This window comes from Marinobacter lutaoensis (assembly GCF_001981305.1).
Classification (GTDB): Bacteria; Pseudomonadota; Gammaproteobacteria; order Pseudomonadales; family Oleiphilaceae; genus Marinobacter; species Marinobacter lutaoensis.
This window is the reverse complement of sequence record NZ_MSCW01000004.1, coordinates 323806-349295: the sequence shown is the minus strand read 5'-3', so window position 1 is coordinate 349295 and position 25490 is coordinate 323806. Positions and strand designations below refer to the sequence as shown.

Below are 25490 nucleotides of genomic sequence, written 5' to 3'. Positions count from 1 at the left end.
ACCTTGCCGAATGGACAGGCAGGGACGACCGGTCTGCTCACCTTGAATCGCGAAGGTGCAGTCCGGGAGCCGGCAGCCGGCTCCCCACCCTTGGCAGGTCTTCGGACTCAGGGGCATGAATCGGTCGATTCGGCCTCGCGTGGCGACTTCCCGGCGGTTGCCAGTGTCGTGGTTGCCACGCTCGTTCCCCAATACCGCTGCGCGTCAGTTCCGGATTCTCACCGGATTCCCCGCTACCCCGATGATCAGAGTTTGATCACAACATCTGGTAGCAAACCAAGGATTTGAACACTATATACGCCGTGTCCGGGGATCACAAGGCGGGAAACAAAAAAGGCCCCCGAGGGGGCCAAACACGTGAAGCGACAGGATCAGTGGCTGATCATCCACGGCCGCATGGAGGGGAACATCTTCTTGCCGTCGGCGGTATAGAACAGCAAGTGCTTGCCGTCGGTCTTGCCGCCACAGCCACAGGCCCGGCGGTGTTCGGTGTCCCGGGCACGCTGGTCGGCGCTAGACACGATGGGCTCGTGCCGTGCCTTCTCGTTCCGTTCCATGGCCTGCCTGCGGCTCGGGTCCAAAGTGGCCAGATGGCTCGGCAGCAGGATCACCCGCGCCGACAGTTGCCGACAGGTCGGGCACGGCGCCGGCTTGGCGGCGTCGGCCATGGGCGCCAGTTCCTGAAACAGACCGTGTTCGCGGCACTTGTAGTCATACAGCGGCATGGCGGTCACTCCTTGTCCGGCGACAGCGGTACGTCGGTGCCCGGCGTCACCTGTTGGGTCGGGCCGGCGGCGGTCGGGTTGATGTCGAAGTCGAAGATTTCCGTCGGCAGCCACAGGGTGGCGCAGGCGTTGGGCACATCCACCACGCCGCTGATGTGGCCTTCCACCGGGGCGCAGCCCAGCAGCGCGTATCCCTGGGCCGGGGTGTAGCCGAACTTGGTGAGGTACTCGATGGCGTTGAGACAGGCCTGCCGGTAAGCGATGTGCACGTCCAGGTAGTGTTGCTTGCCATCCTCGTCCACGGAAATGCCCTCGAAGATCACGTAGTCTTCGTAGCGCGGCTTGATGGTGCTGGGCTTGAATACCGGGTTCTTGATGCCGTACTTGGCCATGCCGTCCTTGATCAGGTTGACCCGCAGGTGAATCCAGCCGGCCATTTCGATGGCGCCACAGAACGTGATCTCGCCATCGCCCTGGCTGAAGTGCAGGTCGCCCACCGACAGGCCGGCGCCCTTCACGTACACCGGGAAATACACCTTGGAGCCCCGGGACAGGTCCTTGATGTCACAGTTGCCGCCGTGCTCACGCGGCGGCACGGTGCGCGCCGCCTCGGCCGCGGCAGCCTTGGCGGCGTCGCCGGCCAGCTTGCCCAGGTGGGCGGTGTCAGCGAACGGCAGATTGGCCAGGCCCGGCACCCGGTCCGGATCGGTGTCGTACAGTTCTTTTTCCCGCTGGTTCCACGCCTCGAGCATGTCCTTGGACGGCAGGCAGCCGATCAAGCCCGGGTGAATCATGCCGGCGAATTCCACGTTCGGAATATGCCGGGACTTGGTGAACATGCCGTTGAAGTCCCAGATGGATTTCTGCGCCTCGGGAAAGTGGTCGGTCAGGAAACCGCCGCCGTTCGTCTTGGCGAAGAAGCCGTTGAAGCCCCACTGCTGGTCGGAGAAGGCACCGATGTCGAGGATATCCACTTCCAGCAGGTCGCCGGGCTCGGCCCCCTCGACCCCGACCGGGCCGGACAGGAAGTGCACCTGGGTCAGATCCACGTCGCGCACGTCGTCGGCGCTGTCGTCGTTCTTGATCTGGCCGCCGGTCCAATCGTAGCACTCCAGGATGAAGTCATCCCCGGGCTTGACCGTCACAGCCATCGGAATATCCGGGTGCCAGCGGTTGTGGATTTTTTCGTTTTCGTAAGCCGATTTGCTCAAATCAACTTTGATCAGGGTTTCAGCCATTGTGGTAGCTCCTCAGCGAATCATCATGGTCGAGTGGACATCAACAGGATCACTATTGATGAATCCGCTGAGCACAACCATTCGTTAATAGCACCACCCATCTACGTTATTTAACGTAGATGGGTGGCTGAGGATTGTCTGTGTGACCTTCCAGACCGAACGGCTATTTCGGCATGGGCCCCAGCTTCACGCCATCGGGATAGTATTTCCAGCCATCCCGAACCTTGATCTTGTCATCCCAGGGAAGCTTGTAGTTGCCCTCGGCAAGATCTTTCACCCAGGTCAAGTAGTTCTCGGTGCTGCCACCAGGCTTGCCAACGTAGGCGCGACACCCCAGGTTGAAGATGTTGTTCTCCAGAGCCCAGTTTTCCCGTGCCTTGTCCACCAGCCTCGGGAACAGCTCTGCCGTGACGATCTCCCAGGGGTTGCGATGCCCCTGCTGGATCACGTTACCGTCGTAGTTACAGACGGTGCCTTCACCGAAGTAATAAAAGACGCCGTCATAACCGGCCAGGTTGACCGAAATGGTGTACATCAAGTTCTGCCAGGCATTGGTACGGTTGGTCCAGATCCACTGGTCGTTAACCTGGGTGGAGTAACCGGAGATGCGAATATAAACGTTAGCCCCTTTGTAGGCCGCCTCGCGGGCCAGTTCCGGGAACATGCCGTCGTGGCAGATGCAGACCGCCAGTTTGGAACCCTTGGGCCCGTCACACACCGGCATGCCATAGTTACCAGGCGACCAGGGCTCAATCGGCACCCACGGCTGCAATTTGCGATAATGCAGTGCGATTTCGCCATCACTGTTGATGACAATGGCCGTGTTGTAGGGCGGCTTTAATGGATCCTCATTCTTTTCCATCAACGAAAACACACCCCAGACATCGTTATCGATACACGCCTGCTTGAACTGATCGATTTCCGGGCTATCGATGGTCAACAGCATTTCGTCATAGGTCCAGATCGACGTGTTCAGACCCTGGGTTGAATATTCGGGGAAAACAATCAGGTCCAGATCGGGATAGCCTGCTTTGGTCGAGGCCAGGGCCTTGCAAATCTGGTCCACCTGAACCTGAATATCTTCCGGTCCTTTAATCACCGGGACGGGGTACTGAATCATTGCAACCAGAAGCGCTTCGTCCCAAGCGCTGACACTACCTGTACTCGCCATGTTAAGACTCCTGAATAATGTCCGATAAAATTCTCAGCAGCTGCAACAACATTTTTTCAACGTTATAACGTTTCATAAATGCGTCAAATAACGTAGTCGGTCAACGCCGCTGATCGCAGGGGTTACAGCGCGATCACAAGGCGCGCATCCCGGAAAATCACGCCTGTGGCCCGTGATCCATGCGGTCCACCACAAACCCCGTCGTTGCCGGATTCGTCAGCATCGCCCTGGCAACCACAGGCCCCAGCGGGCCAGCTCGCGGGCACCGTAACGGCGGTTCAGTGCCTCATCCAGAATGAGCGATTCTGGTATCGCAGCAATTCCGCGGCACCGAGGTTGCTCCTGCCCGACAATGCGGGCCTTCAGAGTCCGGGAGAGATGATCGGGATCAACGGTAAAACGCGTCTGCCTGAGGCCCGGTGGACTTTCCTTCTCCGTAATGACACGCCGGGTGGGCCCCAAGCTGATCATTCATGAAAGGCATACATGCTCCTTCCCAGGTCAGGCAGGAGGTTACCCGCCTGCCGATCGTTCTTTGCCATCCACCGGCAATTCACCCACCGGGCATTCGGCCACACCGATCGTACTCCGCGTCAGGGCCTCGACGTTTTCCTGTGCCTTCCGGGCATCCATTACCCAAGTGCGATAGAAATCAAACGGGCAGTCCGCCACGCCCTTGTCGCCGTCGCCGGAGTTGTACACCCCGGTGTAGCCGCGGTGCAGCAACTTGAACAGGTGGTTCTGGGACTGGTCATTGGCCCGGGCATCCCGAATCTGGCTCACCGACAGCTGCGCGTACTGCACGCCCATGTCCTCCTCGCCGCACTCACCCAGGGTGCGGCCGTCAAAGCCGATGATTGCCGAGTGGCCGAAGTAGGAGTAGACGCCGTCGAAGCCGCTGGCGTTGGCCACCGCCACGTAGCAGTTGTTGGCCCAGGCCATGGCCTTGGCCATCATCACCTGCTGGTCCTTGGCCGGATACATATAGCCCTGGCATCGCACGATCAGCTCCGCGCCTTTCATGGCGCAGTCGCGCCAGATTTCCGGGTAGTTGCCGTCGTCGCAGATGATCAGGCTGATCTTCAGGCCCTTGGGACCTTCGGTGACGTAGGTGGTGTCGCCCGGATACCAGCCCTCGATGGGGCACCAGGGGATGCACTTGCGGTATTTCTGGACAATCTCACCCTCGTTGTTGATCAGCACCAGGGTGTTGTAGGGCGCCTTGTTGGGATGCTCCTCGTGCCGCTCACCCGTGAGGGAAAACACTCCCCAGGTGTTGGCCTCACGGCAGGCGGCCGAGAAGATGGCCGTTTCCTCACCGGGAATGGTCGCGGCGGTTGCCATCATCTCGTCGCCGTCGTACATGATCCCCATGGTGCTGTATTCAGGGAACACCACCAGATCCATGCCCGGCAGCCCTACCTTCATTCCCTTGATCATGTCCGCAATCTTGCGGGCGTTGTCCAGCACCTCGGCTTTGGTATGCAGCCGCGGCATCTTGTAATTCACCACCGCCACGCCGACGGTATCGTTACTGCTGGAAATATCACCGTGTCTCATATTCGTTACCCCTCAACCAAGCTAAACAGCCAGATAACTGGCAATCTTGTCCTGATTCGCCTCTTGCCGAAGCTCCTCGTGCACAATCGCCCCCTTCTCGATCACCAGAATCCGGTCCGCCGCATCCATCACGAAACTCAGCACCTGCTCCGACACCACGATCGACAACCCCCGCTCGTCGCGGATACGCCGAAGGGTCTTGGCAATGTCCTTGATGATGTTGGGCTGGATGCCCTCGGTGGGCTCGTCCAGCAGCAGCACCTTGGGCCGGGTCGCCAGTGCCCGGGCAATCGCCAGCTGTTGCTGCTGGCCGCCCGAAAGGTTGCCTCCGCGCCGGTTCTGCATGTCCCTGAGCACCGGAAACAGCTCATAAAGGTCTTCCGGGACCTTCGCCTCACCCACCGCCGCCAGTCCGGTCTCGATGTTTTCCTTCACCGTCAGCGTGGAAAAAATCATCCGCCCCTGGGGCACGAAGCCGATCCCGGCCCGCACCCGTTGGTAGCTCTTCAGCCCCGTCAGCGGCGTACCATCCAGCTCGATGTCTCCAGCCCGGGACGGTGTCATCCCCACCAGCGATTTCATCAGCGTGGTCTTACCCATGCCGTTGCGACCCACCACCGCCACGATCTCGTTCCGACCCACCTCCAGGTTCAGATCCTCGATGATGGTGCTCTGGCCATAGGCCACCGAATGATGTTTGACGCTCAGCATGATCAGTGCCCCAGATAGACTTCGATGACTTTCGGGTCCGACTTCACATGCTCGATGGACCCCTCGGAAAGAACCTTGCCCTGGTGCATCACCGTCACCCGGTCGGCGATATCACCCACGAACTGCATGTCATGCTCGATCACCAGCACCGTATGGTTCTCGGTGATCACCTTCAGCAGCTCCGCCGTTTTCTTGCGCTCGGTCACGGACATGCCCGCCACCGGCTCGTCCAACATCAGCAGGTCCGGCTTCTGGATCAGCAGCATGCCGATCTCCAGCCACTGCTTCTGGCCGTGGCTGAGCAGTGCCGCCGGCCGGTCCAGCTGATCCTTCAGGAAGATGGTCTCCGCCACCGACTCCACCGCCTCGACCACCGCCGCGTCGCGCCGGAATGCCAGTGCCCCCATCACGCTGTGGCCCCGGGGATAGGACACTTCCAGGTTCTCGAACACCGTCAGATCCTCGAACACCGAGGGGGTCTGGAACTTGCGCCCCACCCCGGCGTGCACGATCTGGTGTTCCTTGAGCCGGGTCAGCTCCTTGCCGGCGAACCGGATGGAACCGGAGGTGGCCCGGGTCTTGCCGCAGATCAGATCCAGTACCGTGGTCTTGCCGGCGCCGTTGGGGCCGATAATCACCCGGATTTCCCGCGGGTCGAGGTAGAAGGACAGGTCATCCACCGCCTTGAAGCCGTCGAAGGAGACAGTCAGGCCCTCCACCGCCAGCAGAAAGTCCTTGCTGTTGACTGTGTTCATCACGATTTCTCCGGGCTGAAGTGGTCAATCATCGGGTCGAAGGGCTTCCCGTCGTCTTTCCGGCCCGTCGCCGGCGCGGCCGGCGGTGTCGGGGTCCGGCGCCGGAACAGGCGCGCTTCCAGCGGCATTACGTAGGTCTGGTACAGGCCGGCCAGGCCGTTCGGGAATGCCAGCACCACGCCGATGAACAGGGCCCCCATCAGGAACGGCCAGAGTTCCGGCAACGATTCGGAGAAACCGCTCTTGGCCGCGTTTACCAGCAGCGCACCGTAGACCGCGCCGAGCAACGACAGGCGGCCCCCCAGGGCGCAGAAGATCACCATTTCGATGGAGGCGACGATGCCGATGAAGGACGGCGACATGAACCCCACGATCAGCGTGAACAGCGCGCCGCCGACGCCGGCAAAGGCCGCCGCCAGGCAGAACACGAAGATCTTGAAGGCCGCCACGTCGTATCCGGAGAAGCGCACCCGCATCTCCTGGGCATTCATCGCCACCAGGATCCGGCCCAGCTTGCGGTTCTGCACGAACCGGGCGGTGAACAGGCACAGGAACAGCAGCCCGACGCAGACGAAGTACAGCAGGGTCTTGGCCTCGTCGGTGCGGATGTCCCAGCCCATCAGCGTTTGCAGGTCGGTGATGCCGTTGACGCCGCCGGTGTACCCCTGCTGGCCAATGATCAGGATGGTCAGGATGGCGGCGATGGCCTGGGTGATGATGGCGAAGTACACCCCGCCCACCCGGCGGGTGAACATGGCCAGGCCGATGATTAGCGCCAGCAGCACCGGCACACCGATGAGGGCGATCAGGGTGAAGGCGAAGCTGTGGAACGGCTCCCAGAACCAGGGCAGCTCGGTCAGCTGATTCCAGTCCATGAAGTCCGGGATGCCCGGGGTGGACTGGATTGCGGTGGCCTCCGGGGTGGACGCCTCCAGTTTCAGGAACATCGCCATGCAGTAGCCGCCCAGGCCGAAGAACACGCCCTGGCCCAGACTCAGGATGCCGGCCTTGCCCCAGCACATCACCAGGCCGACGGCGACGAAGGCGTAGGTCAGGTACTTGCCGACCATGTTCAGCCGGAACGGATCCAGCGCCAGCGGCAGGATGACCACCAGCAGCAGCGCCAGCGCCAGGTAGTAAAGCCCCTCGCGGGAGGCCAGCCATTTCAGGGGGGAAGCGGAGGTTTTCATGGGGGGTCTCCTAGCGACGAACCTTAAGGGCCATCAGACCTTCCGGGCGCAGCATCAGGATGCCGACGACCACCAGCAAGGTCAGGACCTTGGCCATGGAACCGCTCATGAAGAATTCCATGGTGGACTGGGCCTGGGAGATGGAGAAGGCGGACACAATGGTGCCGATCAGACTCTGGGCACCGCCGAACACCACCACCAGGAAGGTATCGACGATGTACGCCTGGCCCGACGACGGGCCAGTGGAGCCGATCATGGTGAAGGCGGCGCCGGCGATGCCGGCAATGCCGCAGCCGAGGGCGAAGGTGGCCCGGTCCACGCCGGCGCTGTTGATGCCCACCGCCTCGGCCATGGGCCGGTTCTGCACCACCGCGCGCACCTTCCGGCCCCAGCCGGAGCGGTACATCAGCAGGTACACGCCCAGGGCAATGGCCAGGGCGATGATCATCACGAACAGGCCGTTGATCGGCAGTTCCACCAGATCGGTGACCTGGATCGCGCCCATCATCCACTCCGGCAGCTCCACACCCACTTCCCGGGCGCCGAAAATAGAGCGGTAGGCCTGTTGCATGATCAGGCTCAGGCCCCAAGTGGCCAGCAGGGTGTCCAGCGGGCGCCGGTACAGGTGCCGGATCATCGCCCACTCGATCAGCGCGCCCAGGGCCGCGCACACCACGAAAGCCAACAGCATGGCCACGAAGAAGTAGCCGCTGAACAGGCTCGGCAAGTAGCTCTGGAACAGATTCGAGGTCAGGTAGGTGGTGTAGGCGCCCAGGATCATGAACTCCCCGTGGGCCATGTTGATCACGCCCATCTGACCGAAGATGATTGCCAGGCCCAGCGCCATCAGTACGAAGACCGAGAACAGGGACAGGCCGGCGAACCCCTGCATGGCGAATATCGACAACAACTCACTGGTGGTGTAGCCATCAAACATGACCCTTACTCCCCTTGTGTGAACACCCCTTGATCGCTCCGGACGGCGGCACCGGCACCAAGAGGCACCGGCGACGCTTCGGGCTTACTGATAGCCCTCGGGGAACGGATCCGGTTCCATCAGTTCCGGCGTCTCGTAGACCACCTTGTACTGGCCGTCGGTCTGGGCCTGGCCAATGCGGGTCTTCGACCACAGGTGATGGTTCTCATGGATGCGCACGTAGCCTTCCGGGGCCTTGGTGAACTCAATGCCCGGTGAGGCCTCGCGGATTTTGTCGATGTCGAAGGACCCAGCCTTCTCCACCGCCATCTTCCACAGCCAGGGGCCAAGGTAGGCTGCCTGGGTAACGTCGCCGATCACCATGTCATCGCCGTAGGCGGCCTTGAACGCCTTGACGAAGTCCTGGTTGTTCGGGTTGTCCAGGCTCTGGAAATACTTCATGGAGGCGTAGATGCCGTTGACGTTCTCGCCGCCGATGCCGCGAATTTCATCCTCGGTGACGGAGATGGTCAGCAGCAGCGGTTTTTCATCGGTGAAATCGACCCCGGCGGCCTTCATCTGCTTGTAGAAGGCAACGTTGGAACCGCCCACCACGGAGGCGAAGATGACATCCGGCTTCTTCAGCTTGATCTTATTGATCACCGAGTTGAACTGGGTATGCCCCAGCGGGTAGTACTCCTCGCCCACCACCTTCAGACCCAGCTTGTCGATGTGCTTGCGGGCGATCTTGTTGGAGGTGCGCGGCCAGATGTAATCGGAACCGAGCAGGTAGAAGGTCTTCGCCCCCTTCGTCTTCACCGCCCAGTCGATGCCAGCGAGGATCTGCTGGGTGGCCTCCTGGCCGGTGTAGATCACGTTCGGTGACTGCTCCAGGCCCTCATAGAAGGTGGGGTAGTAAAGCATGCCGTTGTACTGCTCGATCACCGGCAGCACCGCCTTGCGCGAGGCCGAGGTCCAGCAACCGAAGATGGCGGCCACGTCGTCCTGGCGCAGCAGCTTGCGCGCCTTCTCCGCGAAGGTGGGCCAGTCGCTGGCACCGTCCTCCTGGACATACTCGATCTTCCGGCCCAGCACACCACCGGCGGCATTGATCTGGTCGATAGCCAGCTTCTCGGCCTGCACCGAGCCGATCTCGCTGATCGCCATGGTGCCGGTGATGGAGTGCAGAATGCCCACCTTGACGGTGTCGTCGGTCACCGCCAGGCCGGTGGTGTTCACCTCGGGGGTTGGCGGTACCGCGGCCTGGGCCGTGCTGGCCAGCATCACCGATGCCGCCAGAGTCCATAGGCTCCCGCGGAGCCCCTTGCGTGTGCCGGATGGCCGCCGCCCGGCGGCCGTGGTTGTGGTTCCCATGGTCAGTCCTCGCAGAGTTTGAAAGCCGGTGCCGCCGCCCGTCGGAGAGCGCAGCGCCCAGGACTCCCATTCTGTCGAGCCCCCGCCAGGGCGCCCATTCGCCAATCACCCCAGCGCCCTACGTCATTTGACGCATACCGCTGGCCCCCGGCACGGGGTACAACCGACCAGGAACAGAGCCGAATCCCCGGTGTCCGGGGTGCGCGCCCGCGCGACGACGACGATGCGAGGGTTGGGCCAGGGACTGGCACGAAACTTGATCCGGCTTTGGAACGCCCGGCGCGCGGCCCTGGAACCTGCGCCGACGCCGCACGTTCCCCCGCGACCGGAAACGCAGCCATGACAACCAAGCAGAACATCTTCCGGGTCCGGCGCAGCTACAACCAATGGGTAGCGAACCAGACTCTGGAAGACTATGCCCTGAGATTCACCGCCAAGAGCGCCCGCCGCTGGTCCGCCGCCCGGGTCAGCCACACCGCCCTGGGCGCCATCTCGTTCCTGGCGATGGAAGCCATCGGCGGCTCCATCACCCTGCATTACGGCTTCGACAACGCCGTCGTCGCCATCCTGGCGGTGAGCTTGGTGATCTTCCTGACCGCCATTCCCATCAGCTACTACGCCGCCCGCTACGGGGTGGACATCGACCTGCTGACCCGGGGCGCCGGTTTCGGCTACATCGGTTCCACCATCACCTCACTGATCTACGCCTCCTTCACCTTCATCTTCTTCGCTCTGGAAGCGGCCATCATGGCCATGGCCCTGCGCCTGCTGTTCGACATTCCGCTGGTGCTGGGCTACCTGATCTGCGCGGTCGTCATCATCCCGCTGGTTACCCACGGCATCACCACCATCAGCCGGTTCCAGGTGTGGACCCAGCCGGTGTTCCTGGTGCTGCAGCTGGCGCCGTTCGCGTTCATCCTCTACGCCGACGCCTCCGCCATCGACGACTGGACCCGCTTCCAGGGCCTGAACCGAGACAACAGCGAGGGCTTCAGCATCCTGCTGTTCGGTGCCGCCGCCGCCGTGGTGTTCTCGCTGATCGCCCAGATCGGCGAGCAGGTGGACTTTCTGCGCTTCATTCCCAAGCCCCATACCGCTCGGGAACGGCGGCGCTGGTGGCTGGCGGTGATGTCCGGCGGCCCCGGCTGGATTCTGGTGGGCATGCTGAAGATTCTGGCCGGCTCCTTCCTGGCCGTGCTTGCACTGAATCAGGGCGTGCCGGCCGCCGACGCCGCCGACCCCACCCGCATGTACGTGGTGGCGTTCAACTACATGACCCATTCACCGGAGGTGTCCCTGGCCCTGGCCGGCAGCTTCGTGATCCTGTGCCAGCTCAAGATCAACGTCACCAACGCCTACGCCGGCTCCATCGCCTGGTCCAACTTCTTCTCGCGCCTGACCCACAGCCACCCGGGACGGGTGGTGTGGCTGTTCTTCAACGTCGCCATCGCCCTGATGGTGATGGAACTGGGGGTGTACCAGGCACTGGAGGAAACCCTCGGCTTCTACGGCATCATCGCCATCGCCTGGGTCGGGGCGCTGGTGGCGGATCTGGTGATCAACAAACCGCTGGGGCTGAGCCCCCGCTACATCGAGTTCAAGCGCGCGCACCTGTACGACATCAACCCGGTGGGTGTGGGGGCCATGCTGATTGCCTCGGCGGTGGGTCTGGCGCTGCACGCCGGCGTGGCCGGCGACTTGGCCCGGGCCCTGTCCCACTTCATCGCCCTCGTCACCGCCCTGCTGGCGGCGCCGCTGATCGCCCTGGCCACCGGCGGCCGTTTCTACATCGCGCGACCGTTCCAGCCGATCGCCACCGACCACGCACTGGTGCCCTGCTCCATCTGCGAGCACCGGTTCGAGCCAGAGGACGTCACCTACTGCCCGGCCTATGCCGGCGCCATCTGTTCCCTATGCTGCTCCCTGGACGCCCGCTGCGGCGACCAGTGCAAGCCCGGCGCCAGCTACCGTGAACAGCTGCAGGGCCTGATCGGTCATCTGGTGCCACGGCGGCTGCAGGCCTCGCTGCACAGCCGCCTGGGCCACTTTCTCACCCTGCTGGTGGTCATCAACGGCGTTTCCGGCCTGCTGCTGTCGCTGATTTACCACCAGACACCGGTCACCTCGGCCCAGCAGGCGCTGCTGCTGTCGGTGACCCTGTGGAAGGTGTTCTTCATCCTGGTGATCGTGACCGGCGTGGTGTGCTGGCTGTTCGTGCTGGCCCACGAAAGCCGGCGCGTGGCGGAGGAGGAATCCCGGCGCCAGACCCGCCTGCTGATGGAGGAAATCGCCGCCCACGAACGCACCGACAAGGCGCTGCAGGACGCCAAGGAACAGGCGGAAGCGGCCAACGGCGCCAAAAGCCGCTACCTGACCGGCATCAGTCACGAGCTGCGTTCACCCCTGAACGCCATCCTCGGCTACGCCCAGCTGATGGAAAACGACGCCACCGTACCGGCGCACCGCAAGGAGGCACTCGGGGTCATTCGGCGCAGCGGCGAGTATCTGTCGGACCTGATCGAGGGCCTTCTGGACATCTCCAAGATCGAGGCCGGCCGGCTCGACCTGCACCGCGACCAGGTACGCATCGGCCTGCTGATGGAGCAGCTGGTGACCATGTTCCGGCTGCAGGCCGAGGACAAGGGCTTGGCCTTCGAGTACCACTGCCCCAACCCGCTGCCGGACCTGGTCACCACCGACGAGAAGCGGCTGCGCCAGATCCTGATCAACCTGCTCTCCAACGCCATCAAATACACCGATGCCGGCGGCGTATCGCTGACCCTGCGCTACCGCAGCCAGGTGGCCGAATTCACCGTGCGCGACACCGGCGAAGGCATCGCCCCGGAAAACATCGAGCGCATCTTCCGCCCATTCGAGCGCATCCGCACGCCTGGCCAGGCCCGTGCCGGCACCGGCCTGGGCCTGACCATCACCCGGCTGCTCACCGAAATCATGGGCGGCGACATCTCTGTGACCAGCGAGCCGGGCCGGGGCAGCACCTTCCGGGTCAGCCTGATGCTGTCCAGCCTGCACAGTACCGCGCCCCGGTTGCTGGCGGCGCCAGAACGGCGCATCTACGGCTACCATGGCCCGCGCCGCAAAGTGCTGGTGGTGGACGACGACCAGTCGCACCGCCAAGTGATCCGGGCCCTGCTCGCGCCCCTAGGCTTCGAGGTGGTGGACATCGGCAACTCCCTGGAGGTGCTGGGCACCCTGGAACAACTCCGGCCCGACCTGCTGCTGCTGGACGTCTCCATGCCCGGGCTGAACGGCTGGCAGGTGCTGGAACAGGTACGGGCGCGCAAGGTGGCGCTGCCGGTGATCATGGTGTCCGCCGACGCCCAGGAAGGCCGACACGACCCGGACGCCCCCCGGCTGCACGACGACTACATCATCAAGCCGGTCCGGCTCAACGCCCTGCTGGCGGCCATGGCTCGGGCCCTCGCCCTCCAGTGGCGGTTCGAGAAGAGCCCGGAGCCCCTGACCAGCGCCCCGGCGCCCAAGGCCGGCGACCTGCCGATGCCGGCGCCGGAATACCGCGAGCAGCTGGCGGCGCTGGCACGCATCGGCCACCGCAAGGGACTGCTGGAAGCCCTGCACGACCTGAAACGACACAACCAGGCCGACGCCCGGTTCATCTCGGAGCTGGAGCGCCTGACCCACGACTTCCAGTTCGAACTCATTCTCGGGCTGCTTGAGGAAGCCAACCATGAACTCTCGTGAACATCAGAAGACGGTCGTGATGGTGGTGGACGACTCCGTGGACTCCATCCGCATGATCAACGACTCGCTGGAAGAGGCAGGGATGACCGTACTGGTGGCCCTGGAAGGCAGCCAGGCCCTGACCATCAGCCAGAACATCACCCCGGACGTCGTGCTGATGGACGCACTCATGCCCAACATGGACGGCTTCGAAACCTGCCGCCGGCTCAAGGAAAACCCGGCGTTCGCGGATGTCCCCATCCTCTTCATGACCGGTTTGAGCGACACCGAGCATGTGGTCATGGGACTGAATGCCGGCGGCGTGGACTATGTCACCAAACCCATCAACACCGCCGAACTGCTGGCCCGAATGGCCGTGCACCTGGCCAACGCCCGGATGGCCCGGAGCGCACGCAACGCACTGGACCACGCCGGCCAGAACCTGTTTGCGGTGGATGCCCGGGGGCGCCTGCTGTGGGGAACCCCCCAAGTCTGCCGGTGCCTGCCCGCCGCCGATCAACCGGCGTTCGAGACGCTCCAGGGCGAGTTGGAGGCCTGGCTCGGCCGCCAACCAGAACCGGGCCACAGCCTGCCGCTGCGCATCCTCGACACCCCCCGCTCGGTGGAATTCCTGGCCCTGCTGGACAACCGGGAATACCTGCTGCGCCTGAAAACGCCCCAGAACGCCAACAGCGCCGCCGCGGCCCTGCGCGACCGTTTCCAGCTGACCCAACGGGAGTCGGACGTGCTGCTGTGGATCGCCAACGGCAAGACGAACCGGGAAATCGGCCAGATCCTCGACATGAGCCCACGTACCGTCAACAAACACCTGGAGCAGGTGTTCCGCAAACTGGGCGTGGAAAACCGCACCGCCGCGGCCGCCTGCGCCATCCGCGTCCTCGCCGTACCCTGACCGGCGGCACTTTTACCGGTTCCCGCTGTCCACCCAGGCAAGCCCCCTTGACACGAGGCCACCACTATGGACCTTCGCCAGCGTACCGGCGCCATCCTGCTGCTGCCCCTTCTCACACTGGGCGGCCCCCGGGCCGAGGCCCCGGGCATTCCGCCCTTCTCCAGCCTCACCGACCTGAGCCAGGGCGGCTGGGAACCGCTGGTGTTTCCCAAGATCGACCAGACCACCGAGTATCGTCTGGTCACCGAGGACGGGACCCAGGTGGTCCAGGCCAACACCCGGGGCGGCGCCTCGGGGCTGATTCACCGGCTGCACCGGCCGGTGACCGGGGACCTCACCCTGAGCTGGCGCTGGAAGGTCGCCAATACCTACCCGCACGGCGACGCCCGACACAAGGCCGGCGACGACTACCCGGCCCGGGTGTACGTGGCGTTCGAGTTCCAGCCGGAGCGGGCGGGGTTTTTCGAGCGGGCCAAGCGCAAGGCGGTGGAGGTCCTGTTCGGCGAGACGCTGCCCGGCAACGCCCTCAACTACATCTGGGCCAACCGCCTGCCCCGGGGGACCCGGATTGCCAACGCCTACACCGACCGGACGGTGATGATCGCGGTCGAGTCGGGACCGGAGGCCGCCGGCCAGTGGCGGATGGAGCGCCGGAATCTGGCCCGGGATTACCGCGAAGCGTTCGGCGAGACGCCGCCGGCCATTGTCGGCATCGCCATCATGTCCGACGCCGACAACACCGGAGAACAGGCCACGGCCTGGTACGGTGATCTGGTGCTGACGGCGGATCAGTGATCGAGTTCGGGCAACCCGGGCAACTGGAATCCCGGACCCGGTTGCCTTGGCGGTGGTGCCTCGCCCCGCGCGGCCAGGCGCAGGTAGGCATCGTCGAAGGCATCGCGCAGGACGGCGGCCTGGGGATTGGCCAGCGAAAACAGCCAGGCGGCGTTGCGGGTGCGCACCTCCGATTCCCGGATCCGGCCGTCGGCGGGTTGAGTCAGAATCTGCCGGACCGGCTGCCGGTAATCCAGCACATAGTCACCCCGGCCCCGCTTGAGCATCTCGATGGCCGCGCGATGGTTGGGTGCCTCGGTGACCCGGATGCCGGTCGTCTCGGACAGCCAGTCGATCAGGCCGCCGTAGGTGTAGCCGCCGATCACAATCACGGTCTTGCCCTTGAAGTCGTCGAAGTGGGTGAGCGGCCGCGCGCCGTGCAGGTACCAGGCACTGAGCGGCACCGAGATGGGGCTGACCCAGCTCTCCAGAACATCGTTGCGCAGGCTGGGAATGTCGGAGAGCCCGACCCAGAGATCGACGGTGCCGTTTTTCAGGTACAGGTAGATCCGGCTGACCGGCAGGAACAGGAACTCGGGCTGGTAACCGGCCTCGACCGCCACCCGGCGGGTCAGGTCGATCATCTCGCCGGCGGGCTGGCCCAGCTCGTCACGGTAGGTGACCGGCGGAAATTCGGCGTAGGCGATCCGGACCACCCCGCCCGGGCGCGGCGTCTCGTGCCAGCCGGCCGGAACGGGCCTGGGCGCGACCGCCAGAAGCCACCCGACACAGAATGCCAAAAGCCAGCCCCGCGCAACCAGGGCAAGGTCCGACAGCACCATACCGAGAGTTCCCTTGAGTTTGCTGTTCTTGTCGAAACGCTATCGCTAAGCCTAACAGAACTCCCGGAAACTGCACTGACAGCCGCTGCAAAAGCCCGACCTCACACGTGGAAGGTCACCAGGTACAATCCCAGGCCGCCCATCACCAGGGTGTAGGGCAACGCCATCCACACCATACGCCCGTAGGACAGGCGCACCAGCGGCGCCACCGCGGAGGTCAGCAGGAACAGGAACGCGGCCTGGCCGTTGGGGGTGGCGACGCTGGGCAAGTTGGTGCCGGTGTTGATCGCCACCGCCAGGTCCTGGAAGTGGTCCACCGTGATCGCGCCCGCGTCCAGGGCCTGCTTCACCTCGCTGATGTAAACCGTGGCCACGAACACATTGTCGGAAATCATCGACAGCAGGCCGTTGGCCAGGAAGAACATACCCGGCTGCTCACCCGCCGGCAGCGCCAGCACATGGTCGATGATCGGCTTGAACAGGTGCTGCTCGTGGATCACCGCCACCACCGCGAAGAACACCACCAGCAGCGAGGTGAACGGCAGGGACTCCTGAAACGCCTTGCCGATCTGATGCTCGTCGGTGATGCCGTTCAGGGCAGTGATCAGGATGATCACCAGCAGACCGATCAGCCCCACCTCCGCCAGATGGAAAGCCAGGCCGATGACCAGGACCACCGCCGCCACCGCCTGCACCCACAGCGCCGCCCGGTCGGCCGTGGTGCGTTTGGCCCGTTCGTTATCGGCGAACTCCTCCAGCACCCGGCGCACCGGCCTGGGCAGCCGCCCGCCGTAGCCGAACCAGCGCAGTTTCTCCAACGCCCAGCAGGTGACCAGACCGGCCACCAGCACCGGCAGGCTGACCGGCGCCATGCTCAGGAAAAAGGCGTTGAACTCCCAGCCCACCACCTTGGCGATCAGCAGGTTCTGGGGCTCGCCCACCATGGTGGTCACGCCTCCGAGGGCGGTGCCCACCGCCCCGTGCATCAGCAGGCTGCGCAGGAAGGCGCGGAAGTTTTCCAGATCCTCCCGGTGCAGCTCGATCACCTCATCGTCGCTGCCGGCGTTATGGTCGGCGTGGTGATAGCCCTTGCCGGAGGCCACCTTGTGGTACACCGAGAAGAAGCCAACGGCGACGGAAATGATCACTGCGGTGACCGTCAGCGCGTCGAGGAACGCGGACAGCACCGCCGCCGCGCAACAGAACAGCAGCGACAGCGCGGATTTCGAGCGCACCCCCACCAGAATCTGGGTGAAGGTGACCAGCAGCAGCTCCTTCATGAAGTAGATGCCCGCCACCATGAACATCAGCAGCAGGATCACCGGGACATTGGTCAGCACCTCCAGGTACACCGCCTCGGGGCTGGTCAGCCCGATCAGCAGCGCCTCCACCGCCAGCAGCCCACCGGGTAGCAGCGGGTAGCACTTGAGCGCCATCGCCAGGGTGAAAATGAACTCGGCAATCAGCAGCCAGCCCGCCACTCCCGGCCCCAGCAGCGCCATCACGACCGGATTGATCACCAGAAACAGCAGGATCGTCTGTTTGTACCAAACGGGCGCCTTGCCCAGGAAATTATGCGAGAAACCGGAGAGGACAGTAGCAGGCATTGCAGCAGTCTTTCTGGGTGAATGGGCGGGCGTCGGGGCCCAAGCGCCCGGGCATTGTAGCCGAAAATGGCCAAATTGCGGCCGGCGCCTGGGCAAAAAACGCACGCCGGGGCTATGAACGATGAATCCACCTCCCGACTATAACGTCAACATATTTCCATATCAAAAATAAATACAAGGCACCATTTCCTTGATTTTTATCCGAAATACTGAGAAAAACAACCCAAGCTCCCGGAATAACCGCCAACAATAAGATCAATATATTGACATATAAATCCAGGGCGACGTATGTTGAGAGAACGGTCTGCCTGTGTCGTCAGGCCGCAGACAACAACAAACCGGACACCACGGGAGCCCCCTCATGGACACTGGCATCACCCTCAACCCGCAACGTCGGGCCGAGTCGGGCCGACATGGTGGCCAGCGGCGCCTGGCAAGACCAGACGCTGCTGGACTACCTGGACACCACGGTCGCCCGCACCCCGGACCGGCCCGCCATCATCGGTTACCGGGTCGGCGACGATACCCGAACCGAACTCAGCTACCGCGACCTGGACCAAACCGTCACCCGCATGGCCGCCGGCTTGGCAGCCCTGGGCATCCAGCCCGGCGACGTGGTCGCCTGCCAGCTGCCAAACTGGTGGCAGACCACCGCCCTGCACCTGGCCTGCCTGCGCATCGGCGCCATCCTGAACCCGCTGATGCCCATCTTTCGGGAACGGGAGCTGCGCTTCATGCTGGCCCACGGCGAAGCCCGACTGTTGGTGATTCCCAAGCTCTTTCGGGGCTTCGACTACGAGGCCATGATCGACGGAATCCGGGCGGAACTGCCACGTTTGGAGACGCTGCTGGTGATCGGCGGCGACGGCGAGCGCAGCTTCGAGCAGCGCCTGCTGGACACCCCCTGGGAAGACACCACGGACACCCAAACCCTGTTTTCCCAACGCCGTCCGGGCGCCGACGACGTCATCCAGATTCTCTACACCTCGGGCACCACCGGCGAGCCCAAGGGGGTCATGCACACCTCCAACACCCTGTTCGCCAACGTCCGCCCCTACGCCGAGCGGCTCCACCTGACGCCGGACGACACCGTGCTGATGGCGTCGCCGGTCGCCCACCAGACCGGCTTCATGTACGGCATCATGATGCCGATTTACCTAGGCACCACCGCCATCCTCCAGGACATCTGGGACGCGGATTACGTGTGCAAGGTGATCGCCGCGGACAGCCCCGCCTTCACCATGGCCGCCACGCCGTTCCTGGCGGATCTGGTGAAGGCCGCGCCCAACCACGGTGGTGAGCTCGATTCGCTGCGGATCTTCGTCTCCGCCGGCGCCCCGATTCCCAGCGCGGTCGTCGAACAGGCCGGCCGGGTGCTGAAGGCGACGATCGTTTCGGCCTGGGGCATGACCGAAAACGGCGCCGTCACCATGACCTGCCCGGAAGATCCGCCGGAGCGGGCCAGCCAGACCGACGGCAAGGCGCTGCCCTACATGGAGGTGAACGTCACCGACTTTCAGGGCCAGCCACGGCCCGCCGGCGAGGAGGGCCGCCTGCTGGTCCGCGGCGCCAGCCTGTTCGTCGGCTACCTCAAGCGCCCCGAGCTCTACGGCGTCGACCCGGACGGCTGGTTCAACACCGGCGACCTCGCGCGCATGGATCCCGACGGCTACATCCGCATCACCGGGCGCACCAAAGACGTGGTCATTCGCGGCGGGGAAAACATTCCTGTGGTCGAAGTGGAGAACCTGCTCTACACCTTCCCCGGCATCGCCGACGTGGCCCTGGTGGGCTGCCCGGACGAACGCCTGGGCGAGCGCCTGTGCGCCTACGTCACCCTCAACGACAGCGCCACCGAGCTGACCCTGGACCAGATCAAGGCCTACCTGGTCGAGCAGCAGCTGGCGAAGAACTACCTGCCGGAATATCTGGAAGTGATCGAGGCCATGCCCCGCACCGCCTCCGGCAAGATTCAGAAATTCAAGTTACGCGAGCGGGCCCGATCCGTTCGCCTGGCGCCCGGCCCCCGCGACGGCGCCCGCTGATCCCACCCGCGACAGGAGGACCACCATGCGAGGTCTTGAAGGAAAAACCGTCATCGTCACCGGCGGCGGCGGCGGCATCGGCCGCGCCGTGTGCCAGCGCTTCGCCGAAGAGGGCTGCCAAGTCGCGGTGCTGGACCGCGACGTCCAGGCGGCCCGGGCCACGGCCGAGGGCATCCAGGCACGGGGCGGTCGCGCCCGGGCCTACGGAGCGGACATCACCGACTACGCCGCGATCACCGACACCGTAGCGGCCATCGAGAGCGACCTGGGCACCCCCGGGGTGCTGGTGAATAACGCCGGTTTCGACCGCTTCGCCCCGTTCCTGAAAACCGACCCCGGGCTCTGGGACCAGCTGATCGCCGTCAACCTCACCGGCGCCCTGAACATGCACCATGTGGTGCTGCCAAGGATGGTGGCCGCCGGCGGCGGCAAGGTCGTCAACGTGGCTTCCGACGCCGCCCGGGTCGGCTCCTCCGGCGAGGCGGTGTACGCCGCCTGCAAGGCCGGCCTGGTGGGTTTCAGTAAGACCGTGGCGCGGGAGCTGGCCAGCAAAAACGTGTGCCTGAACGTGGTCTGCCCCGGCCCCACCGACACGGCCCTGCTCCAGGGCGTGGCGGCTTCCGCCCCGAACCCGGAAAAGCTGCTGGAGGCCTTCCGCAACGCCGTGCCCATGAAACGGCTGGCGCAACCGGAGGACTACCCCGGCATCATCGCCCTGCTCGCCAGCGACGACGCCAACTTCATCACCGGCCAGGTCATCAGTGTATCCGGCGGCCTGACCATGGCCGGCTGAACCACTCGCTTCCCCCAGGAGAACCCGACATGCCTTACCAAGACATCCTGTACGACGAAACCGACGGCGTCGCCACCATCACCATCAACCGGCCGGACCGCTACAACGCCTTCCGCGGCCAGACTTGCATGGAACTGATCGACGCCTTCCACCGGGCCGGCTGGAACAAGGACATCGGCGTGATCGTGCTCACCGGCGCCGGCGACAAGGCCTTCTGCACCGGCGGTGACCAGGGCGCCCACGACGGCCAGTACGACGGCCGCGGCCTGATCGGCCTGCCGGTGGAGGAGCTGCAACGCCTGATCCGCGAGGTGCCCAAGCCGGTGATCGCCCGGGTCAACGGCTTCGCCATCGGCGGCGGCCATGTGCTGCACGTGATCTGCGACCTGAGCATCGCCTCGGAAACCGCCGTGTTCGGCCAGGTCGGTCCCAAAGTCGGCTCGGTGGACCCCGGTTTCGGCACCGCCTATCTGGCGCGGGTGGTGGGCGAGAAACGGGCCCGGGAGATCTGGTACCTGTGCCGCAAGTATTCCGCCCGGCAGGCGTTGGAGTGGGGCCTGGTGAACGCCGTGGTGCCACCCGGGCAGCTGGATGAGGAAGTGCGCGCCTGGTGCGATGAAATCCTGGAGAAAAGCCCGACCGCGTTGTCCATCGCCAAGCGCTCGTTCAACGCCGACAGCGACAACATCGCCGGTATCGGCGCACTCGGCATGCAGGCCCTGAGCCTGTACTACGACACCGAGGAATCGAAAGAAGGCGTGCGGGCGTTCAGGGAGAAGCGCACGCCGGAATTCCGCAAATACCACAAGTAACGGCCCGGAGCTCACCATGAATTTCGCCTTCAATGAAGAACAGAACGCGATCCGCGCGGCGGTGGCCCGCTTCCGCACCGACGTGCTGGCACCGGGTTACCGTGAACGGGACCGCACCGGCGTGATCGAACGGGAGGTCATCCGCCAGCTCGGCGACCTGGGCCTGCTCGGCGGCGAGTTGCCGGAGGCCTTCGGCGGCAGCGGCATGGACTGCGTCACCAGCGGCCTGATCATCGAGGAGATCGCCCGGGGCGATTTCAACGTTGGCTACATCCCGCTGTTGGCAGCCCTGAACGGCCAGATCATCGCCCACCACGCCAACCCGGACTTGGCCCGAACCTGGCTCAGGCGGATCACCGCCGGCCAGGCGGTGGCCTGCATCGCCCTGACCGAACCCCACGGCGGCTCCGATGCCGCCAGCCTGCGCCTGAAGGCGGAACGGCACGGCGACGTCTACCGGCTCAACGGCGAGAAGACCTCCATCTCCATGGCCGACCAGGCCGACGTGGCGGTGGTGTTCGCGCGGACCGGGACACCGGAGCAACGGGCCGCGGGCATCAGCGCCTTCCTGGTTCCCATGGACAGCCCGGGCGTCACCAGTCACCGGTTCGAGGACAACGGCCAGCGCGCCATCGGCCGCGGCTCCATCTTCTTCGACAACGTGGACGTGCCGGTGAGCCACCGCATGGGCGAGGAAGGTCAGGGCTTCCGGCAGGTAATGCAGGGGTTCGACTACAGCCGGGCCCTGATCGGCCTGCAGTGCCTTGCCGTGGCGCAGCAATCCCTGGACGAAACCTGGCAATGGCTGACCGGGCGCACCGCCTTCGGCCAGAGCCTGTCAGCCTTTCAGGGCCTGACCCACCCGCTGGCGGAATGCCAGACCTACGTTCATGCCGCGCGCCTTCAGTGCTACCATGCGCTCTGGCTCAAGGACAACGGCCACCCCCACAGCGCCGAGGCGGCCATGAACAAGTGGTGGGGCCCGAAACTCGCGTTCGACGTGATCAAACAGTGCCTGCTGGCGCACGGCCACACCGGCTACGGCGAAGACCTGCCGTTTGCCCAGCGGCTGCGGGATGTCCTGGGCCTGCAAATTGGCGACGGCACCGCGCAGATCATGAAAAACATCATCGTGCGCGAGTCCCTGGCCAAGTGAGGCGCCCCATGGCCTTCGGGATGGGGGATGCCGGTGACCGCCTGCCCTGGCCAGACCCCCAGGGTAGCCACACAGGAGCACAGATGATCGTCAACGAATCCGGAGGCATTCCCAACCGGCTGTTTTTCCGCCTGTTCCAGACCGGGAACATCCTGCAGCGGCAGGTCCAGAATGAAATGGGCATCAGCGCCGTGCAGTGGGCGGTACTGGGTGCCCTGTCCCGGGATGGATTCGAGCAGGGCACCTCGTTCAACCAGCTCAAGGAGTACCTGCATGTCAGCCGCCAGAACCTGGACGGCGTGCTCAAGCGCCTGGAACGAGACGGCCACGTGGTGCGGGTTCCCCACCCACGGGACGGCCGGGCGCGGCTGGTGCGGCTGACCGACTCCGGCCGGGCATTCTGGCTCGGGCTGCAGGACTCGATCACCGACTTCTATCGCCAGGCCCTGGAAGACCTGAGCTTCGACGACGGCGTCAGCCTGCTGCATCTGCTGAAAAAATTGCAGCAGGGGCTGCTGCAGTTGTCCCTGGACGCCGAGCGGCCGACGGACTGAGACCTAGCCGCGCGGCCGCTTGCCCGCCCCGCGACCGGCCCCCGGCGCCTGCACCGGCGACACCGTCTGCCGGTCCGCCAGCAGCGCCAGGTAGTCCGCCAGCGGCATCGGCCGGTAGGCATGGTAGCCCTGGATCAGGGTCCCCCCCAGGTGCCGGACCTGTTGCCACTGCGCTTCATTCTCCACACCCTCGATCACACTCTTCATGTACGCCTGCTGGGCCATGGCAATGATCGAGCCCAGGAACCGGGACTTGTCCTCGCTGTGCTCGATGCCGTCCACGAAGCAGCGGTCAATCTTGAGGCGGTCCACCCGCAGTTCCCGCACATACTCCAGCGACGAATGGCCGGTGCCGAAATCATCCAGAGCCACGCTGACGCCCAGCTGGTGAAGGCGCCCGATCAAGTCGTTGATGCGGTCAAAATCCAGCGCCGCGTGGTCTTCGGTGATTTCCATGCACAGCGCCGAGGGCGGCAACCCCGGGTCCAGCAGCAGGGCCTGGACATCGTCCACCAGCTGCTCGGTCAGCATCGCCGGATTGAGGTTGATGGACAGTTGGCCGCGGAACCCCAGGTCGCAATACAGCGCCCGGGTTTCCGAGGCCACCCGGCGGAACAGCCAGCGCCCCAGAACCTTGCCCAGGCCCACCCGCTCGCAGATGTCCACCACCCGGTTCGGGGGTACGAACCCCAGCTCGTCGTCCTGGCAGCGCAACAGCACCTCGGCACCGGTGATGTGGTGGCGGTTCTCCGCCAGCACGATCGGCTGGTACACCAGGAACAGCCGCAGACTGCCCGCCTCACCGTTGAAAAAGCGCACCAGGCCGTTGTGGATGGTCCGCTCCTCGCGGATACGCCGGCGCAGGTCGGCGCCGGCGATGTAGTAGGGCAACCCGTCCAGGTGGGCCTGGGCCAGCGCCCGGTGGGCCTGCTGATACCGGGCGTTCCAGTCGGTATCGCCGGCCTCGCCGTGGGGGTCCACACCGTAGGTGGCGGAGATGTGCACCACCGACTCGGGGGTGCGCCAGTCGAAGTGGGTGGCCGCCACCAGCTGGTTGACGGTGGCCTCCAATGCCTGGCCGGGGCGCGGGCGCAGCAGCAGCACAAACTCGCCCTGGGACACCTGGATCAGCTGGTCCGGCGCTTCCAGCTGCTGTCGCAGCTTGCGCACGAACAGCCTCACCAGCTGGTTGACGGCATCGCTGCCGTATTCACTGAGCACCAGCTGGAACGCCCGGATCTCGCAGGTGATGACGGCCCGGTCCGGCTCCACCCGGCGCAGGGTTCTCAGGTAATGGCTGTTGGGCAAACCGGTGACCGGGTCGACCCGGGACTGGCGGCGCAGGAACATCATCGCCAGCGCCAGAAACACGAACACCGCCAGCAGCACCGCCAGCGTCAGCATACGCAGCTTGGCCAGGCGGTCGCGGGAGGCCTCCACCCCCGCCATCAGGCGGCCGGTTTCATCACCCACGAAGTTGTCGATCACCAGCTGGGCCACGCCGGCCTTCTGCCGCTCCCAGGCCTCGGCCACCGGTTGCCAGTCCGCCTCCGGCTGTGCCAATCGCTGGCGGATGTCCGGTTCCAGCGCCTGCAACTGCTGGAACAAGTCCTCCAGCCGGCGGCGGTTGTCCTGATGCCGCCGGGTGGGCAGGGACTCCTGGCTATGGAGCAGATAGTCGTAACGGCTCCAGAGCACGTCGTAACGCAGGGAAAAGGCCTCGGCGTCGCCGACCCCGTGGCTCATCAGCGCCATTTCCCGGTCAAAGGCGGCGGCCTCTGCCCCCAGCTGCGCCAAGTTCCAGGACGCCATCCGGATGGCGCCCAGGGACACCGATTGCAGCTTGCGGTCCTGCAGGTAGGTGTAGAAGTTCACCGCCAGCAACGCCAGCACCACCAGGAACAGAGCGACAACGGTGGCCCGGGAAAACAGTCGCTGCAGGATCTGGACTTGGCCGTTGCCGTACACGTTATTCCAGCTCGATGCCACTCAACTGCCAGACCATGAAGCGGTGATACAGGGGATCGTCCAGCTCCGGGCGCTCGGACAAGGGCAGCATGATCCAGAACGGCCCCCGGTCCCGCACCGACATCGCCTGGCCGTCCTTGCGGGTGGCGACGATGGCGTCGAGCGACAGCAGTTCGTCGAGGCTGCCGCTGACACGGTAGTCGTTCAGGGCCTGGAAGGTGGCCTGGGAACGGCCGGACACCCCGAGGGCATCGAGCACCCGGGCCAGCGTCGGCCCGGTGAAGGTGGCGGTGCCCTCGAAGTAGGGGCTGGTGGTGACGATGGTCGTCTGCGGCAGGGCTTCGAGCTGGTCACGGTCCAGCACCTGTTGCCGGTCCGCGCTGATCAGGGTGAGTTTGGGCGCGGCCTGCAGCGGCAGCGACAGCAGGGAGAACAGAAGGGCAAACAGGGCAATGCGTGGTTTCATGGGGCGGGGCTCCGGGTACACACGGGTCATGACATGTACCGGATACTACGTTACCTGTCACTGGGTCGCCCATACCGGTTTGGTAACGTCGTGCAACGACAATGTAAAACACAAGTTAAGCTTAACGAGAACGGTTTGCATTAAAACTTTTTAACGCATAGTATTCCCATCCTTGTCACTTTCCGTTCACCACCCTGAACATCAACACTGGGGTTTTC

At 64.5% G+C, this 25490-nt stretch carries 21 protein-coding genes and 1 riboswitch; of the genes, 8 read left to right on the top strand and 13 right to left on the bottom strand.

The annotated features are described in order from the left end of the window. Window positions 1–75: 75 nt before the first annotated feature. A riboswitch (cobalamin riboswitch) is annotated at window positions 76–296 on the bottom strand. A 75-nt stretch (window positions 297–371) separates the two neighbouring features. From BTO32_RS06195 to urtA, 9 genes are all read right to left on the bottom strand, one after another. Beyond that, window positions 372–725: a zinc ribbon domain-containing protein gene (locus tag BTO32_RS06195; RefSeq protein WP_076723751.1), complete on the bottom strand. Its 354-nt coding sequence runs from the start codon at window positions 723–725 to the stop codon at window positions 372–374. 5 nt (window positions 726–730) lie between these two features. Next, window positions 731–1963: a formamidase gene (gene fmdA / locus BTO32_RS06190; RefSeq protein ID WP_076723750.1), complete on the bottom strand. Its 1233-nt coding sequence runs from the start codon at window positions 1961–1963 to the stop codon at window positions 731–733. 163 nt (window positions 1964–2126) lie between these two features. Further along, the gene (locus BTO32_RS06185) at window positions 2127–3134 is read right to left on the bottom strand and encodes a formamidase (protein ID WP_076723749.1); all 1008 of its coding nucleotides are present in this window, start codon (window positions 3132–3134) and stop codon (window positions 2127–2129) included. 513 nt (window positions 3135–3647) lie between these two features. Then, entirely contained in the window at window positions 3648–4694 is a 1047-nt protein-coding gene (locus BTO32_RS06180) for an aliphatic amidase (protein WP_076723748.1), read from the bottom strand. Window positions 4695–4715: 21 nt separating this feature from the next. Beyond that, a complete protein-coding gene (gene urtE / locus BTO32_RS06175; protein ID WP_076723747.1) occupies window positions 4716–5405 on the bottom strand; it encodes an urea ABC transporter ATP-binding subunit UrtE in 690 nt (229 codons plus the stop codon). A 2-nt stretch (window positions 5406–5407) separates the two neighbouring features. Next, window positions 5408–6160, bottom strand: coding sequence for an urea ABC transporter ATP-binding protein UrtD (gene urtD / locus BTO32_RS06170; protein WP_076723746.1), 753 nt, complete (start codon window positions 6158–6160; stop codon window positions 5408–5410). After that, the gene (gene urtC / locus BTO32_RS06165; RefSeq protein WP_076723745.1) at window positions 6160–7350 is read right to left on the bottom strand and encodes an urea ABC transporter permease subunit UrtC; all 1191 of its coding nucleotides are present in this window, start codon (window positions 7348–7350) and stop codon (window positions 6160–6162) included. The genes urtD and urtC overlap by 1 nt, the downstream gene beginning before the upstream one ends. Window positions 7351–7360: 10 nt before the next feature. Further along, entirely contained in the window at window positions 7361–8287 is a 927-nt protein-coding gene (gene urtB, locus BTO32_RS06160; RefSeq protein WP_076723744.1) for an urea ABC transporter permease subunit UrtB, read from the bottom strand. 84 nt (window positions 8288–8371) lie between these two features. Further along, window positions 8372–9550, bottom strand: a complete 1179-nt coding sequence (urtA, locus tag BTO32_RS06155; protein WP_217697007.1) for an urea ABC transporter substrate-binding protein — start codon at window positions 9548–9550, stop codon at window positions 8372–8374. A gap of 429 nt (window positions 9551–9979) precedes the next feature. Here urtA and BTO32_RS06150 point away from each other — a divergent pair, with 429 nt between their 5' ends. The 3 genes from BTO32_RS06150 (at window position 9980) to BTO32_RS06140 (ending at window position 15050) form a co-directional block, all read left to right on the top strand. After that, window positions 9980–13363 carry a hybrid sensor histidine kinase/response regulator gene (locus tag BTO32_RS06150; RefSeq protein ID WP_076723741.1) on the top strand — a complete coding sequence of 1128 codons (3384 nt, stop codon included), beginning with the start codon at window positions 9980–9982 and terminating at the stop codon, window positions 13361–13363. Then, a complete protein-coding gene (locus tag BTO32_RS06145) occupies window positions 13350–14255 on the top strand; it encodes a response regulator transcription factor (RefSeq protein ID WP_076723739.1) in 906 nt (301 codons plus the stop codon). Before BTO32_RS06150 ends, BTO32_RS06145 begins: the two co-directional genes overlap by 14 nt. Window positions 14256–14321: 66 nt before the next feature. Continuing rightward, window positions 14322–15050: a DUF3047 domain-containing protein gene (locus BTO32_RS06140; protein ID WP_076723737.1), complete on the top strand. Its 729-nt coding sequence runs from the start codon at window positions 14322–14324 to the stop codon at window positions 15048–15050. Here BTO32_RS06140 and BTO32_RS06135 read toward each other — a convergent pair. Both BTO32_RS06135 and nhaB read right to left on the bottom strand, forming a co-directional pair. Beyond that, window positions 15044–15871 carry a substrate-binding periplasmic protein gene (locus BTO32_RS06135; RefSeq protein ID WP_076723734.1) on the bottom strand — a complete coding sequence of 276 codons (828 nt, stop codon included), beginning with the start codon at window positions 15869–15871 and terminating at the stop codon, window positions 15044–15046. The genes BTO32_RS06140 and BTO32_RS06135 overlap by 7 nt on opposite strands. Window positions 15872–15972: 101 nt before the next feature. Beyond that, window positions 15973–17478 carry a sodium/proton antiporter NhaB gene (gene nhaB, locus BTO32_RS06130; RefSeq protein WP_076723732.1) on the bottom strand — a complete coding sequence of 502 codons (1506 nt, stop codon included), beginning with the start codon at window positions 17476–17478 and terminating at the stop codon, window positions 15973–15975. A gap of 413 nt (window positions 17479–17891) precedes the next feature. Between nhaB and BTO32_RS06125 the strand changes: the two genes are divergently transcribed. Genes BTO32_RS06125 through BTO32_RS06105 form a run of 5 tightly spaced genes read left to right on the top strand, consistent with a single transcriptional unit; the run spans window position 17892 to window position 22838 of the window. Then, on the top strand, window positions 17892–19523 hold the full coding sequence (locus BTO32_RS06125; protein ID WP_076723730.1) for an AMP-binding protein: 1632 nt from the start codon (window positions 17892–17894) through the stop codon (window positions 19521–19523). Between the two features lie 25 nt (window positions 19524–19548). Continuing rightward, window positions 19549–20316 carry an SDR family NAD(P)-dependent oxidoreductase gene (locus BTO32_RS06120; protein ID WP_076723727.1) on the top strand — a complete coding sequence of 256 codons (768 nt, stop codon included), beginning with the start codon at window positions 19549–19551 and terminating at the stop codon, window positions 20314–20316. 29 nt (window positions 20317–20345) lie between these two features. Next, entirely contained in the window at window positions 20346–21128 is a 783-nt protein-coding gene (locus tag BTO32_RS06115; RefSeq protein ID WP_076723724.1) for an enoyl-CoA hydratase-related protein, read from the top strand. A 16-nt stretch (window positions 21129–21144) separates the two neighbouring features. After that, the gene (gene aliB, locus BTO32_RS06110; RefSeq protein WP_076723722.1) at window positions 21145–22284 is read left to right on the top strand and encodes a cyclohexanecarboxyl-CoA dehydrogenase; all 1140 of its coding nucleotides are present in this window, start codon (window positions 21145–21147) and stop codon (window positions 22282–22284) included. 8 nt (window positions 22285–22292) lie between these two features. Beyond that, on the top strand, window positions 22293–22838 hold the full coding sequence (locus BTO32_RS06105) for a MarR family winged helix-turn-helix transcriptional regulator (protein ID WP_245820285.1): 546 nt from the start codon (window positions 22293–22295) through the stop codon (window positions 22836–22838). 3 nt (window positions 22839–22841) lie between these two features. On the opposite strand, the gene BTO32_RS06100 is transcribed toward BTO32_RS06105, so the two are convergent. Together BTO32_RS06100 and BTO32_RS06095 are read right to left on the bottom strand one after the other, a co-directional pair. Next, a complete protein-coding gene (locus BTO32_RS06100; protein ID WP_245820284.1) occupies window positions 22842–24827 on the bottom strand; it encodes an EAL domain-containing protein in 1986 nt (661 codons plus the stop codon). After that, window positions 24808–25272: a putative pterin-binding protein gene (locus BTO32_RS06095; RefSeq protein WP_245820283.1), complete on the bottom strand. Its 465-nt coding sequence runs from the start codon at window positions 25270–25272 to the stop codon at window positions 24808–24810. Before BTO32_RS06095 ends, BTO32_RS06100 begins: the two co-directional genes overlap by 20 nt. Window positions 25273–25490: the final 218 nt, after the last annotated feature.